This window comes from Micromonospora sp. C31, assembly GCF_018070575.1.
GTDB lineage: Bacteria > Actinomycetota > Actinomycetes > Mycobacteriales > Micromonosporaceae > Micromonospora.
Window position 1 is genome coordinate 337,880 of record NZ_JAGPXN010000001.1, and the last position, 13,663, is coordinate 351,542.

The 13,663-nt window shown below is 74.7% G+C and carries 12 protein-coding genes, 2 tRNA genes and 1 pseudogene; 7 read left to right on the plus strand and 8 right to left on the minus strand.

Going from position 1 to position 13,663, the window contains the following annotated elements; translation table 11 throughout:
• Window positions 1-43 precede the first annotated feature (43 nt).
• Window positions 44-977, plus strand: a pseudogene (locus KBX06_RS01525) (hypothetical protein).
• On the opposite strand, the gene KBX06_RS01530 reads toward KBX06_RS01525, so the two are convergent.
• Complete coding sequence (locus tag KBX06_RS01530) at window positions 932-2,134, minus strand: glycosyltransferase (protein WP_210832347.1); 1,203 nt, start codon at window positions 2,132-2,134, stop codon at window positions 932-934. The pseudogene KBX06_RS01525 and the gene KBX06_RS01530 sit on opposite strands and share 46 nt — an antisense overlap.
• A gap of 215 nt (window positions 2,135-2,349) precedes the next feature.
• On the opposite strand from KBX06_RS01530, the gene KBX06_RS01535 reads away from it, so the two are divergent.
• From KBX06_RS01535 to KBX06_RS01545, 3 genes are all read left to right on the plus strand, one after another.
• Window positions 2,350-3,348, plus strand: a complete 999-nt coding sequence (locus KBX06_RS01535; RefSeq protein ID WP_210832348.1) for an SDR family oxidoreductase — start codon at window positions 2,350-2,352, stop codon at window positions 3,346-3,348.
• 59 nt (window positions 3,349-3,407) lie between these two features.
• Complete coding sequence (locus tag KBX06_RS01540; RefSeq protein ID WP_247684979.1) at window positions 3,408-4,133, plus strand: ATP-binding protein; 726 nt, start codon at window positions 3,408-3,410, stop codon at window positions 4,131-4,133.
• A gap of 104 nt (window positions 4,134-4,237) precedes the next feature.
• On the plus strand, window positions 4,238-4,810 hold the full coding sequence (locus KBX06_RS01545) for a DUF5709 domain-containing protein (protein ID WP_210832350.1): 573 nt from the start codon (window positions 4,238-4,240) through the stop codon (window positions 4,808-4,810).
• Window positions 4,811-4,862: 52 nt separating this feature from the next.
• On the opposite strand, the gene KBX06_RS01550 is transcribed toward KBX06_RS01545, so the two are convergent.
• On the minus strand, window positions 4,863-5,522 hold the full coding sequence (locus KBX06_RS01550) for a response regulator transcription factor (protein ID WP_210832929.1): 660 nt from the start codon (window positions 5,520-5,522) through the stop codon (window positions 4,863-4,865).
• 14 nt (window positions 5,523-5,536) lie between these two features.
• A complete protein-coding gene (gene macS / locus KBX06_RS01555) occupies window positions 5,537-6,727 on the minus strand; it encodes a MacS family sensor histidine kinase (protein WP_210832351.1) in 1,191 nt (396 codons plus the stop codon).
• A gap of 120 nt (window positions 6,728-6,847) precedes the next feature.
• Between macS and KBX06_RS01560 the strand changes: the two genes are divergently transcribed.
• A complete protein-coding gene (locus KBX06_RS01560; protein ID WP_210832352.1) occupies window positions 6,848-7,315 on the plus strand; it encodes an ATP-binding protein in 468 nt (155 codons plus the stop codon).
• A 29-nt stretch (window positions 7,316-7,344) separates the two neighbouring features.
• Here KBX06_RS01560 and KBX06_RS01565 read toward each other — a convergent pair whose 3' ends face one another.
• Complete coding sequence (locus tag KBX06_RS01565; RefSeq protein WP_210832353.1) at window positions 7,345-8,283, minus strand: ribose-phosphate pyrophosphokinase; 939 nt, start codon at window positions 8,281-8,283, stop codon at window positions 7,345-7,347.
• Window positions 8,284-8,376: 93 nt separating this feature from the next.
• On the opposite strand from KBX06_RS01565, the gene glpK reads away from it, so the two are divergent.
• Complete coding sequence (gene glpK, locus KBX06_RS01570) at window positions 8,377-9,861, plus strand: glycerol kinase GlpK (RefSeq protein ID WP_210832354.1); 1,485 nt, start codon at window positions 8,377-8,379, stop codon at window positions 9,859-9,861.
• Between the two features lie 168 nt (window positions 9,862-10,029).
• On the opposite strand, the gene KBX06_RS01575 is transcribed toward glpK, so the two are convergent.
• Window positions 10,030-10,863: a phosphoribosylaminoimidazolesuccinocarboxamide synthase gene (locus tag KBX06_RS01575; protein WP_210832355.1), complete on the minus strand. Its 834-nt coding sequence runs from the start codon at window positions 10,861-10,863 to the stop codon at window positions 10,030-10,032.
• Window positions 10,864-11,027: 164 nt separating this feature from the next.
• Between KBX06_RS01575 and KBX06_RS01580 the strand changes: the two genes are divergently transcribed.
• Window positions 11,028-12,359, plus strand: coding sequence for an extracellular solute-binding protein (locus KBX06_RS01580; protein ID WP_210832356.1), 1,332 nt, complete (start codon window positions 11,028-11,030; stop codon window positions 12,357-12,359).
• Window positions 12,360-12,453: 94 nt separating this feature from the next.
• Here KBX06_RS01580 and KBX06_RS01585 read toward each other — a convergent pair whose 3' ends face one another.
• From KBX06_RS01585 to KBX06_RS01595, 3 genes are all read right to left on the minus strand, one after another.
• Window positions 12,454-12,702: a hypothetical protein gene (locus KBX06_RS01585; protein ID WP_210832357.1), complete on the minus strand. Its 249-nt coding sequence runs from the start codon at window positions 12,700-12,702 to the stop codon at window positions 12,454-12,456.
• Between the two features lie 299 nt (window positions 12,703-13,001).
• Window positions 13,002-13,078, minus strand: a tRNA-Met gene (locus KBX06_RS01590).
• Window positions 13,079-13,539: 461 nt separating this feature from the next.
• A tRNA-Met gene (locus KBX06_RS01595) sits at window positions 13,540-13,616 on the minus strand.
• Between the last annotated feature and the right edge of the window lie 47 nt (window positions 13,617-13,663).

Genomic DNA, 13,663 nt, shown 5'->3' on the forward strand with positions numbered 1-13,663 from the left:
TCCTCGCCAGGTGGTCTCCTCCGGTTGGTGCTTCCTCGCGGCCATGATCGTCGCGTACGGCGTCGCCAACCTGCTCCAGTCGGTGGCCGCCGCCCGCACCACCGTGCACCACACCTTCGACCCGGGGCTGCTGCTACGGCTGGCGGGGCACCGCACCTACCTGATCGGGCTCGGCTGCCAGGTGGCCGGGTTCGTGCTGGCCCTGCTCGCCCGCCGGGACCTGCCGCTCTTCCTCGTCCAGTCCAGCGTCGCCGCCGGGCTCGGGGTCACCGCCCTGCTCGGCGTGCTGGTGCTGAAGTGGCGGTTGCCGGCCGCCGAGGTGGCCCTGCTGGTGCTGCTCTTCGCCGGGATCACCGCGCTGGTGCTCTCCGCCGAGCCCGCGCCGGCCAAGCCGCTCGGCACCGCCGGCCTGGTCGCCCTGGTGGTGTCGCTCGGCGTCATCGCCGTGATCGGCTTCTTCGCCGTACGCCTGCACGGGGCGCCCGGCTCGGTGGCGCTCGGCGCGCTGGCCGGGCTGGCGTTCTCCGCCGCCGCGGTGGCCGCCCGGCCCCTCGCCTCCTCCGCGACGCCGGAGGCATTCGTCCAGAACCCGCTGTTCTACCTGCTGATCGTCCACTCGGTCGTCGGCCAGCTGCTGCTCGGGCTCGCCATGCAGCGCGGCTCGACCACGGCCGCCGTGGCGGCGATGGACGCCGCCGGGGCGGTGCCCGCCGCGATCGTCGGCCTGCTGCTGCTCAACGACAAGATCTGGCCCGGGCGGGAGTGGCTCGCCGCGGTCGGGTTCCTGGTCACGCTCGCGGCCGTCATCGGCCTCACCCGCTACGCCGAACCCCAGCACCACCACGCCGTCGCCGGGGAACGCGACCGGGGCATGGTGGGCGCCGCAGCGCCCGGTCGCCCGCTCTGAGGAGCCGTGGCCGGCCGACCCGGGTCAGGCCGCCTCGACCGGCTTGCGCCGGCTCACCACCCGCTCGTAGAGGCGCTCCAGCGCGCCCGCCGTCCGCTCCCAGGTGTAGCTGCACCGCACCCGGTCGACGGCGGCGTGCCCGTACGCGAACCGCCCGGCGTTGTCGGCGAGCAGCCGGCGCAGCGTCACGCCCAGCGTGCGGACGTCGCCCGGCGGCACCAGCCGGCCGGTGACCTCGTCGACCACCGCGTCGGCGATCCCGCCCAGGGAGTAGCCCACCACGGGCACCCCGCAGGCCATCGCCTCCAGCGACACCCGGCCGGCGGAGGAGTAGTGCGGCGTGCAGGCGACCACGTCCGCCGAGCGGTACCAGGTCGCCATCTGCTCGTGCGGCACCGCGCCCACCAGCTTCACCTGCTCGGCCACCCCGCTGCGCTCGGCCAGCTCACGCAACCGGCGGGCCTCGGCGTGGTTGGCGAGCCGCTCGGCGGGCGGGCCTCCGGCGATCACCAGCTCGGCGTCGCCGACCAGCCGCATGGCCCGGATCAGGTCCTCCTGGCCGTGCCCGGGCGAGAGCCCGCCGACGGAGAGGATCCGGGCCCGCCGGTCGCGGGGGGCGGCCTCGCCGTCGGGGTGGAACTGCGCGGTGTCGACGCCGGCCGGCACCATCGCCACGGAGGCGCGTTGCAGCCCCATCCGGGTCAGCTCGTCGACCTCGTCGGTGCACTGGGCGACCGCGATGTCCACCGCCCGGGTCAGCGCCCGCTCGAGCGGGATCCGCTCCCCCGGGCCGTCGTACTGCCGGCCGAGGTGGCGCAGCTGCTCGACACCGAGGGAGTGGAAGGTCTGCACCACCGGGATGTCGGTCTCGCGGACCGCGTGTGCGGCGGCCAGCCCGCCGACCCAGTAGTGCCCGTGCACCACCTCCGGGTGCCAGTCGCCCACCCACCGGCCGGCCAGCCAGGCACCGAACACGGACACGTACGGCACCAGCTCGGCGGTGGGCAGCGGGGCGGCCGGGCCGACCGGCACCCGCTCCACCCGGTAGCCGTCGACCATTGCGGTCTCCGGCAGTCCCGGATCGTCACGGCGTTCGTACACCCGGACGTCGTGGCCTCGCACGGCGAGTTCGGCGGCGACCCGGGCGATGTGCTGGTGGGTGCCGACGGTCAGGCCGTCGGCGCCCCTGGGTGGGCCGGCGTGCGCGCAGACGAGGCCGACGCGCATGGGTCACCTCCATGCGATCTTCTCAAGTGATGGTCCTCGGTCAGAGGGTCCCATTAACCGAACCCGGAGGAGCCGAAACCTGGCAGATCGGGAAGAGCCCGGCGGGTGCTTGCGCGACGACAACCGTCGCGGCGCCGCCTCCGGCACCCGCGGTCACGACAATTCCGGCGCCGCATCGCTCGCATGACCCCTGCCGGTGGGGGTACGGGCGAGGAATGCCTCTGACCCGCAGCCTCGCCGACGCCACCATCGTGCTCACCGGTGCCTCCAGCGGCATCGGCACGGCCACCGCCCACGCCCTCGCCCGGCGCGGCACCACCGTGGTGCTGGCCGCCCGCAGCGAGACGGCCCTGGAGGAGGTCGCCGAACGGTGCCGGGAGCTGGGCGGGCGGGCACTGGTGGTGCCGACCGACGTGACCGACCCGGCGGCCGTCGAGCGCCTCGCCGCCCGCACGGTCGCCGAGTTCGGCCGGATCGACGGCTGGATCAACAACGCCGCGGTCGCCGTCGTCGGGCTCTTCGACGAGATCCCGATGGCGGAGTTCCGCCGGGTGCTGGAGGTGAACCTGCTCGGCGCCGCGTACGGCATGCGGGCCGCCCTGCCCCACCTGAGCGCGGCGGGGGGCGGGGTGCTGGTCAACAACGCCTCGGTGCTGGCCGAGGTGGCGATGCCCTACCAGTCGGCGTACAACGCCACGAAGCACGGCATCCGCGGGCTCGCCGACACGGTCCGCCAGGAGATGCGGGTCACCGGCCGGGGCAACGTCTCGATCTGCACGGTGCTGCCGGCGACCATCGACACCCCGTACTACCGGCACGCCGCCAACCACAGCGGCCAGGAACTGGTGCCACCGCCCCCGGTCTATCCGCCGGAGGTGGTGGCCGACACGATCGTCCGGCTGCTGCGCCGCCCCCGGCGCGAGGCGTACGCCGGCGGGGCCGCCCGGCTGATCGGCCTCCAGTGGCGGCTCGCCCCGGCGCTCGCCGAGCGGGTCCTCGGCTGGTACGCGCACCGCACCCAGTTCGGGCCCGCCCCTCGACCGGAAACCTCAGGCAACGTCTTCCGCCCCGATGCGGCGGCGCGGCCCGACGGCGGCTGGCACGGCCGGCGGCGGCAGCTGGCGCGGATGAGCGCCGCCTTCGGGCTGGCGGCGGCTGGGACGGCCGTCGGGACGGTGGCCGCGATGACCCGCCGGGCGCGGACGGACCGCTGATGCCCGGGGGCGAGCGGTCGGGTGCGCGCTCCGCGCGGGCGGTGCAGAATGGGGCGATCATGGCGACCGACGCGCGCTGCCAGGTGGAGGCCGACGAGGCATCCGGGGTGCTCCGGGTCACCGGTGTGCTCGACCACTCCGGCGCGACCACCGTGCGCGACGGCCTGCTCACCCGTCTCTGTGGCCGGCCCGGCGCGGTGGTGGCCGACCTCACCGACCTGCGGGTCGCCGACCCGGCCGCCCGGGACGTCTTCGCCGAGGTGCGCCGGGAGGTGCGCCACTGGCCCGCCGCCGACCTGCTGCTCTGCGATCCGTCCGGTGCCGTCGAGGGGGTGCCGGCCTGGCCGACCCTGGACGGGGCGATGGCCGGGCTGGCCGCCGCGCCGCTGGCCGCGGTGGTCGAGGCCGACCTGACGCCCGTCGTCGGGGCCGCCCGGCAGGCCCGGCAGCTCGTGGCGCGGGGCTGCGGGGCCTGGGCCCTGCCCGAGCTGATCGAGCCTGCGTGCATCGCCGTCACCGAGATGGTGAACAACGTCGTCGCCCACGCGCACACCCCGATGACGGTCCGCCTGGCACCCCGGGACGACACCCTGCACCTGTCGGTACGCGACCACTCGTCGCGGCAGCCGGCGTTCACCGGGACGGCCCCGCCGGACACCGCGGGCGGGCGCGGCCTGCTGCTGATCGACACCGTCGCCCGCAGTTGGGGCAGCAGCCGGGTGCCGGACGGCAAGGTCGTCTGGTGCGTCCTGCACGTGGCCGACGAGGCCGGGAACCACGGCTGACGGCCGCCCCGATCCTGCCCCGCCGTCCCCCGACGTGCCCCTTCCGCCCGGATGGCCACGGCCGGTACCGGTTATGCCGCCAGGGAGGTGGGTAGTGGTCAGCCATGCGCGACGACGAGTACCCGACCCCCGTGTCCGACCCCGAGGCGGAGGGCCTGCCCGACACCGCCGACGACGACTCGACCGCCAACGACGACGTCCTGACCGGGCGCGAGGCGGACGGCCCGGAGCCCGCCCAGTTGCCGGGCGACCGGACGCCGGTCGCGGTGGACCAGTTCGGGACCACCGCCGAGGAGCAGCTCGACGGCGAGTCGCTCGACTACAAGCTGGACCGGGAGCGGCACGAACGTGCCGCCGACGACCCGCTGTCCGGCCCCGTCGACCCGGACATCGCCGCCGAGGCCGACAGCGAGGAGGCCGCGGCCCAGGCCCAGCTCGACGCGGACGTGCTCGACCCCGGCCCCACCTCCGACCCGGACTCGCCGGTCTCCCTCTACGACCACGGCAAGCTGGGCAGCGTCGCCGACGGTCAGGTCGGCCGGCTCGTCGAACCGGACGAGGGGGCGCACACCGACCAGGAGACCGACTCGGTGGCGTACGACGCCGGTTCGGCCGGCGGCGGCGCGAGCGCCGAGGAGCTGGCCATCCACGAGACGCGTCCGCCGCACTCGGTCTGAACCGTCGCGGGGGTCGTCGGGGCAGCCCTCGGGGGCGGTTCCCCGACGGCCCTCAGTCGTCCAGGCCCCGTTCGATCGCGTACCGGGTCAGCTCGACCCGGTTGTGCAGCTGGAGCTTGCCGAGCGTGTTCTGCACGTGGTTCTGCACCGTGCGGTGGGACAGCCCGAGCCGCTCGGCGATCTGCCGGTAGGACATCCCCTTGGCGACCAGGCGCAGCACCTCGGTCTCCCGGTCGGTGAGCCGGGGCGCCGGGCCGGCGCCCCGGGCGGCCCGCCCACCGGGGTCGGCGCCCCCCGGGTGGGCCGCCAGCCGGCGGTACTCCCCGAGGACCAGCCCGGCCAGGCCGGGCGTGAAGACCGGCTCCCCCGCCGCCGTCCGGCGCACCGCCTCCAGGAACTCCGCCGGGGCCGCCGACTTCAGCAGGTAGCCGGTGGCGCCCGCCTTCACCGCGTCCAGCACGCTCTGCTGCTCGCCGCTGGCCGAGAGCATCAGCACCCGCACCTGTGGCAGCACCGCGCGCAACCCGCGGATCACCTCCACCCCCGAGACGTCCGGCAGTTGCAGGTCGAGGACCACCACGTCGGGGCGGGCCGCGGCGGCGACACGCACCGCCTGCCGGCCCGCACCGCTCGTGGCGACGACGACGTGGCCGGCCTCGGTCAGGTCCCGGGCCACCCCCTCCCGCCACATCGGGTGGTCGTCCACCACCATCACCCGTACGCCCGTCACGGCCCTGACCCCTCCGTTCGCGACTGCGGGGCTCGCAGACCCGGCTCACTCCGCACGCTCACCGGCCCCTCCCTCGGGACGGTCAGTTCCAGCTCGGTGCCGACGCCCGGCGCGGAGGTGATCCGCACCGTGCCGCCGAGGTCGGCGAGGCGGCCCCGGATCGACCGGGCCACCCCGAGCCGGCCCTCGGCGGCGGCCTCCGCCAGGCGGCCGTCGGCGAACCCGGGCCCCTCGTCGCGGATCGACACGGTCACCGTCTGCCCCTCGTCCTCGACCAGCACCCAGGCCCGCCCGTCCGTGTGCCGGGCCACGTTGTCCAGGGCGGCGGCGGTCGCGGCCGTCAACTCGTGGGCGACCCGCCCGGGCAGTGGCACCGGGGTGGCCGGCGCGGACAGCGAGACCGTGGCCGAGGCGTACCGGCCGAGCAGCCCGCGCAGGTCCACCGGCCCGCCGTCGGCGGTGCTCCCGGTCGACGCGGCGCCACCGATCAGGGCCCGCAGCGCGGCCTCCTGCTCCCCGGCGAGTCGGGCCAGCTCCCCGGCCTCGCCGTCCAGGTGGGCGCCGCGCCGCTGCACCAGCGCCAGCACCTGGAGCACGGAGTCGTGGATGTCCCGGGCCAGCCGCTCCCGCTCCCGGGTGGCGGCCTCCAGCTCGACCGCCCGGTGCAGCCGCTGCTCGACGGTCACGGCCAGCCGGGCCACGTGCCCGACCACCACCCCGGCGAGCAGCAGGAGGATCACCCCGGTGAGCGAGGACTCGCCGATCCGTTCGCGGGTGGCGAGGTCCGCCGCGCCGAGCACCAGGGCTGCGACCGTGCCCCGGCGGCGACCGCCGGAGACCGCCCAGGCCAGCACCGGGCCGGCCAGCCACGCCACCGCGAGGGTGGGCACGCCGGCGGCGAGCGCCGCCGGCCCGATCGCCCACGGGGTGGCCAGCATGATGCCGAGGACGACCCCCAGGTCCGCCAGGAGCAGCGGCCAGCCCCGGCGGGCCGGGTCGGCGTAGCCGACGGCGGTCACGCCGGTCCAGGCCGCCATCAGCAGGACCAGGCCGCCGGCGGCGAAGGGATGGGCGTACCGGTCGGCGTCCCGGAGCGCCAGCGCGCAGACGTACGCCAGGGAGGCCACCCGGAACACGGCGATGGCCCGCCAGAGCGGGACCTCGAAACCACCGGACGACGTCGACACGCCCGTCACGATAGCCACAGCCGGCCGTCCGGCCGACGGGCCGACGGATGCGCCCCGCAGAACCCTGACGTACGGTGGGAAAACCGCGAAACTTCCGCGATCCGCTGTCGGGACGGGGCCATGACGAATGCGGAATCCGGAGCACAGCGTACGGTTGTGCCCATCGAACCTTCCCTCCTCATCGCCGAGGCCTTCGAGCAGGCCCAGGTGACCGAGCTACGACACTCGGTCACCTCCTGCGCACATGCCGCCGGCCTGAGCGGGCAGCGCCTGGACGACTTCGTGCTGGCGGTCAACGAGCTGATCACCAACGCGGTCCGGCACGGCGGTGGCCGGGGCTGGCTGCGACTGTGGCGGCAGCCGGGCCAGCTGTTCTGCGAGGTCTCCGACCACGGGCAGGGGATCAGCACGCAGCGGCTGGGCGACCGGAGCCGTCCCGCCGCCGACACGGCCGGCGGGTGGGGTCTGTGGCTGGCCCGGGAGTTGAGCGACAGCATGGACGTCGAGACGGGTGCGCGCGGCACCACGGTCCGCATCAGCGCCGCCGTCGCGGCTCCCCAGCACACCGGCCGCCACCGCCGCGACTGACCCCACCCGCGGACGCACGCGAGGGGCTCTCAGGCGAAGAGGGCGCTCACCGATTCGCCGTTGTGGATCCGGCGCATCGCCTCCGCCAGGGCCGGCGCCACGGACAGGACCCGCAGCTTCGGCACCCGTTTGTCGGCGGGGATCGGCACCGTGTTCGTGCAGACGATCTCCAGCACGCCCTCCTGCCCGCTCAGCCGCCGCAACGCGTCGCTCGAGAAGAGGCCGTGCGTGCAGGCCAGCCGGATCGAACGGACCTTCAGCCCGCGCAGGTGCTCCATCAGCTCGATCACCGTGCTGCCCTTGGCGATCTCGTCGTCCAGCACGATCACGTCCCGGTCGGCCACGTCGCCGATCACCGCGCTGATCTTGACCCGGTCGTCGCTGAACCGCTGCTTCGCCCCGGCGGCCACCGGGGTGCCGAGCCGCCGGGCGAACGCCGCCGCCTCCTTGGCGTTGCCGAGGTCCGGCGAGACCACCACCGTGTTGCCCAGGTCGTAGCGGGTGAAGTGGTCGGCCAGCTCGCGCAGCGCGTGCAGGTGGTCGACCGGCACGCTGAAGAAGCCGTGCACCTGGGGTGAGTGCAGGGTCATCGCCAGCACCCGGTCCGCGCCGGCCGAGGTGAGCAGGTCGGCGACGAGCCGCCCGCCGATCGAGATGCGCGGCGCGTCCTTCTTGTCCGACCGGGCGTACGCGTAGTGCGGCAGCACCACCGTGATCCGGCCGGCCGAGGCGCCCCGGGCGGCGTCGATCATGAGCAGCAGCTCGACCAGGTGCTCCTGTACGGGCGGCACCAGCGGCTGGATCAGGAAGACGTCCCGCTCGCGGCAGTTGGCCTGCAGCTGCACTTCCAGGCAGTCGTTGGCGAAGCGGGACACCCGCACCGGGTGCAGCGGCACGTCGAGGTGGGCGCAGATCTCGGCGGCGAGTTCGGGGTGGGCGGTTCCACTGAAAACGGCGATGTCACGCACGTCCGCACATCGTACGGAGGCGAGACGGGCCGGTTTCCCGCCGGGGCCCGCCACCGGCCGGCGAAGAGCGACCGGTGCGGGTACGGTGCTGCCGTGACCCCCCAGTACGTCGCCGCCATCGACCAGGGCACCACCTCCTCGCGGTGCATCGTCTTCGACCGCGCCGGGGAGATCGTCTCCGTCGCCCAGCGGGAGCACCGGCAGATCTTCCCCCGGCCGGGCTGGGTGGAGCACGACGCCGAGGAGATCTGGGACAACGTCCAGCGGGTGGTCCGCGAGGCGCTGCACGGCGCCGGCACCGACGCCGCCGGGCTCGCCGCCGTGGGCATCACCAACCAGCGGGAGACCACCCTCGTCTGGGACCGGGCCACCGGCCGCCCGGTGGCCAACGCCGTCGTCTGGCAGGACACCCGCACCGGGCCGCTGCTGCGCGAGCTCGACCAGGCGTACGGCGAGCAGCGGTTCCGCGCCCGCACCGGCCTGCCGCTGGCCACCTACTTCGCCGGGCCGAAGCTGCGGTGGCTGCTGGAGCACGTCGACGGCCTGCGCGGGCGCGCCGAGGCCGGCGAGGTGCTCTTCGGCACGATGGACAGCTGGCTGATCTGGAAGCTGACCGGCCGGCACGTCACCGACGTGACCAACGCCAGCCGCACCCTGCTGATGGACCTCACCACCCTCGACTGGGACCCGGAGCTGCTCGACGCGATGGGCGTGCCGGCCGCGATGCTGCCGGAGATCCGCAGCTCCGCGGAGGTCTACGGGGAGGCCACCGGCGTCCTGGCCGGGGTGCCCGTGGCCAGCGCGCTCGGCGACCAGCAGGCCGCCCTGTTCGGGCAGACCTGCTTCCAGCCGGGCGAGGCCAAGTGCACCTACGGCACCGGCAGCTTCCTGCTGCTCAACACCGGCGCCAGCCCGGTGCCCTCCACCCACGGCCTGCTCACCACGGTCGCCTACCGCATCCACGGCCAGCCCGCCGCGTACGCGCTGGAGGGGGCGATCGCGGTCACCGGCTCGCTGGTGCAGTGGCTGCGGGACAACCTCGGGCTGATCTCCGCCGCACCTGAGGTGGAGGAACTGGCCCGCACCGTCGAGGACAACGGCGGCTGCTACGTGGTGCCCGCCTTCTCCGGGCTGTTCGCGCCGCACTGGCGCAGCGACGCGCGCGGGGTGATCGCCGGCCTGACCGGCTACATCACCAAGGGGCACCTGGCCCGGGCGGCGCTGGAGGCGTCCGCCTGGCAGACCCGCGAGGTGGTCGACGCGATGAACGCCGACTCCGACGTGGCGTTGCGCCGGCTGCGGGTCGACGGCGGCATGACCGCCAACGGGCTGCTGATGCAGTTTCTCGCCGACGTGCTCGACGTGCCGGTGGTCCGGTCCCGGATCACCGAGACCACCTGCCTCGGCGCGGCGTACGCGGCCGGCCTGGCGGTCGGCTTCTGGCCGGACCTGGCGACGCTGCGGGCGCAGTGGCGCTCCGACGCGCAGTGGGAGTCGACGATGGCGCCGGCGCACCGGGAGCAGGAGCTGCGCAACTGGCGCAAGGCCGTCCAGCGCACCCTCGACTGGGCGGACTGACCGCCGCGCTGGCCCGGGGCGCCGGCCAGCCGTTCGGCGAGCCCGGCCACTCCCGGCCCGGGCCGGCGCAGGCGGTCGGCAGGTTCCGCCGGGAGGCCCACGCCGAGCAGGCCCATCCGCCCCTCGCGACCGCAGGCGTCGTCGCACCTCCGGGCCGAGGCCCCGGGGTCAGTCCCAGCGGTTGCCGGTGAGCTTCTCGTATACGTCCACGTAGCGGGCCCGGGTCGCCTCGACCACCTCGGCCGGCACCTCGGGCGCCGGGGCCTGCTTGTTCCAGCCGCTCTCCACCGCCCAGTCCCGGACGTACTGCTTGTCGTAGGAGAACTGCGCCCGGCCCGGCTGGTACGACTCCGCCGGCCAGAACCGGGACGAGTCGGAGGTGAGCAGCTCGTCGCCGACGGTCAGCGTGCCGTCCGGCGCCCAGCCCAGCTCGATCTTGGTGTCGGCGACCAGGATGCCCCGGTCCGCGGCCAGCTCGGCGCCCCGGCAGTAGACGTCGATGGTGATCCGACGCAGCCGCTCGGCGGTCTCGGCGCCGACCTTGTCCACCACCTCGGCGAAGGTGATCGGCTCGTCGTGCTCACCCACCGGCGCCTTCGTCGACGGAGTGAAGATCGGCTCCGGCAGGATGGACGCCTCCACCAGTCCGCGAGGCAGCTCGACGCCGGAGACCGCGCCCGTGCGCTGGTACTCCGTCAGGCCGCCGCCGGTCAGGTAGCCCCGGGCGACGCACTCCACGGGCACCATCTCCAGCCGCCGGCAGCGGATGGCCCGACCGGCGAACCCGGTCGGCACGTCGGTGGCCGAGATGACGTGGTTGGGCACCAGGTCGGCCAGCTGCTCGAACCACCACAGCGAGAGCGCGGTGAGCAGCTTGCCCTTGTCGGGGATCGGCGTCGGCAGCACCACGTCGTAGATCGAGATGCGGTCGGAGGCGACCAGGATCAGGTCGTCGCCGTCGGCGTAGACGTCCCTCACCTTGCCCGAGTGCAGAAGTTCCACGCGCCCTAGTACACCATGCGGGCCGGGTACGGCCTCCGTCGGTGGCCGCGGGCATCGATGCGTACGCCTGGGGTGCGGTGGTGTGGCCGGACGTACGTTGACACCCTCCCGCAGGCCTGCGTGAATGATCCGGCCGCCCGCCCAACGGTCCGCCAGGAGTCTCCGTGCCCGCTGCCCGATCCCCGCTCCCCCGTTCCGGAGCGGACCCGGGGCGGCGTCGGGTGCTCGCCGCGTTGCTGGGCGCGCCGGTGCTCGCCACGGGCGGGCTCACCGGGTGCAGCGAGGACCGGGCGGCCCTGGTGGAGACGGGGCCGGTCGAGCTGTCGGTGTTCTGGTACGGCGGGGCGAAGCGGGCCGAGCTCACCGAACGGGTGCTGCGGCTCTACACCGACCGCAATCCCCGCGTCGGCTTCCGGATCACCTGGCAGGGCGCCGGCGGCTACTACGACCGCCTGGCCACCCAGGCCGTGGGCGGCAACGTGCCCGACCTGATCCAACTCGACGACGGCATGCTCGCCGAGTACGCCCGCCGCGACATCGTCCTGGACCTCAGCCCCTACGTCGCCGATCACCGCCTCGACCTGCGCACCCTGCCTCCGGGCCTGGTCCGGTACGGGCAGGTCGACGGCCGTACGGTCGGCGTCGCCGCCGCGCAGACCACCGCCGCCGTGGTCTACGACCGCACGCTGCTGCGCCGGCTGCGGCTGCCCGCGCCGGCCACCGGGATGTCCTGGGCGGAGTACGTCGCCTGGGCGCGGCGGGTCACCCGGGCCAGCGAGGGCCGCGTGGCCGGCACGATGGACCCGTCCGGCGACCACCGGGCGCTCTGGCTGTGGCTGCGTGGCCAGGGCGGCGAGTTCTACCGCGGTCGCCAGCTCGGCTTCGACGCGGACGCGCTGACCGAGTGGTTCGAGCTGTGGCGGCGCGCCCGGTCCGGCCGGGCCACCCCGAGCGCGGCTCTGGTGGAGCAGGCCGAGGGCGGCGAGCCGGCCCGGCAGCTCGTGGTCACCGGAGCCACGGCCGCCTCGTTCGCCTGGGCGCACCAGTTGCCGGAGCTCCAACGCCTCACCGACGCCGAACTCGGCCTGGCCGCCATGCCGGGCCCGGTGGAGGCGCAGTGGCACCGGGCGTCGATGTACTGGGCGGCCTTCCGCGGCACCCGGCACCCTGCCCTGGTCGCGGATGTGATCAACTTTCTGACCGGCAACGGCGAGGCGGGGGCGGTGCTCGGTCACGAGCGCGGTCTCAACCCGAGCCTCGCCGTGCGCCGCTACGTCGAGGGCAGCATCACCGATCCGGCACAGCGGCGCGCGGCGGCCCTCGGCGCCACGCTGGCCGACCGGCTCGGGCCGGCGCCCAGCCCACCGCCGCAGGGGCACCTCCGGGTGCGGGCGCTGCTGCTGGAGGCGGCCGAGCGCATTCGCGGCGGCGGCACCGGCCCCCGGGCGGCGGCGGCCCGTTTCCTGGCCCAGGCGGACGCGGCGCTGGCCGGGTAGGGCCGCTCACCGCGAGGCCGCCCCCAGGCGGAGATGCCAGGGTCCGATGGTCCGCCTCAGGCGAGGCGGACCATCGGCACGGCAGCGCCCCGCCTCAGCGCGGCGGACCGCCCCGCCGGTTGCGCATCATGCGCAGCACGAGAAAGACGACTCCGGCGACCACGACCAGGCAGCAGAGCAGCCCGATGAAGCCGAAGCCGCCACCGCGTCGCCGCCGCGCGGCCTCCACCACCAGCTCACCCGTGCCGGTGGACGCCCAGGCCACGACGGGCACGAACACCGACAGCACGACCGCTCCGAGGACGGTGGTCAACCGGCCCCACCACTTACCGAATGAAGACATGCCAACATCCTCGCCGACAACCGCAACCTCGGCACGTCGGTCGGAGAGGAATCCGGCGCCTCGCATCGCCCTGCCTCGCATCGCCCTGCCTCGCCACCTGTGCCGGCCCCGGCACGCCGAAGGGCGCGGCGGGCACGGGCCCACGCGGGCGGCACGGGCGCGGACGGGCGGCACGGGGGCGGGCCCAGGCCGGCGGCACGGGCGCGGACGGGCGGCACGGGGGCGGGCCCAGGCCGGCGGCACGGGCGCGGGCGGAAATGCGGAACGGCCCCGGAGTGAAATCCGGGGCCGTTCCGTCGTGGTAGCGGGGACAGGATTTGAACCTGCGACCTCTGGGTTATGAGCCCAGCGAGCTACCGAGCTGCTCCACCCCGCGTCGGCTCGTTAACTCTAGCGCACCCGACGCCACGATGATCAGCGGACCCCCGATCCCGCCGCGACACCTGCCTGACCAGTGCAAAGCGGCGTCGGAGGCCGGCACGAGGCGCCCAGCGCCCCAGTCCCGACTCCCGCCGCATCCGACCGCATGCCTCTTCTGCGCGATTGTGGTGCCTCTTCTGGCGCGAGCGTCCGGTGATCAGGACGTCATGGACGTCATCCAGGCTCTTCAGGGTCCATGGAGTCCTGATCATCTTCGGCTGGGCCGACCCTCGTGGATCGCGTCGGAGATGAGGCGGCGTGATCGGTGCCACGCACAGGGCCGGCCGACACCGGCCAGGCCACAGCCGGAACCCACGTCAGCACCTCACCGCCAGCGACACCCGCCATGATCGTTGAGGCAGGGTGGACCCGTGAACGCGGAACGGCCCCGGAGTAGACTCCGGGGCCGTTCCGACGTGGTAGCGGGGACAGGATTTGAACCTGCGACCTCTGGGTTATGAGCCCAGCGAGCTACCGAGCTGCTCCACCCCGCGTCGCTTGGTATACCGTATCCCACCGACCCCCGGCGCCGCAAAGCGAC

Bases quoted from the DNA above. Each gene is read 5' to 3' on its own strand.
- KBX06_RS01540 (WP_247684979.1), top strand. From the start codon at position 3,408: ATGGCGACCGACGCGCGCTGCCAGGTGGAGGCCGACGAGGCATCCGGG.
- KBX06_RS01560 (WP_210832352.1), top strand. From the start codon at position 6,848: ATGACGAATGCGGAATCCGGAGCACAGCGTACGGTTGTGCCCATCGAA.
- KBX06_RS01585 (WP_210832357.1), bottom strand. From the start codon at position 12,702: ATGTCTTCATTCGGTAAGTGGTGGGGCCGGTTGACCACCGTCCTCGGA.
- KBX06_RS01535 (WP_210832348.1), top strand. From the start codon at position 2,350: ATGCCTCTGACCCGCAGCCTCGCCGACGCCACCATCGTGCTCACCGGT.
- KBX06_RS01545 (WP_210832350.1), top strand. From the start codon at position 4,238: ATGCGCGACGACGAGTACCCGACCCCCGTGTCCGACCCCGAGGCGGAG.
- KBX06_RS01550 (WP_210832929.1), bottom strand. From the start codon at position 5,522: ATGGTGGTGGACGACCACCCGATGTGGCGGGAGGGGGTGGCCCGGGAC.
- KBX06_RS01530 (WP_210832347.1), bottom strand. From the start codon at position 2,134: ATGCGCGTCGGCCTCGTCTGCGCGCACGCCGGCCCACCCAGGGGCGCC.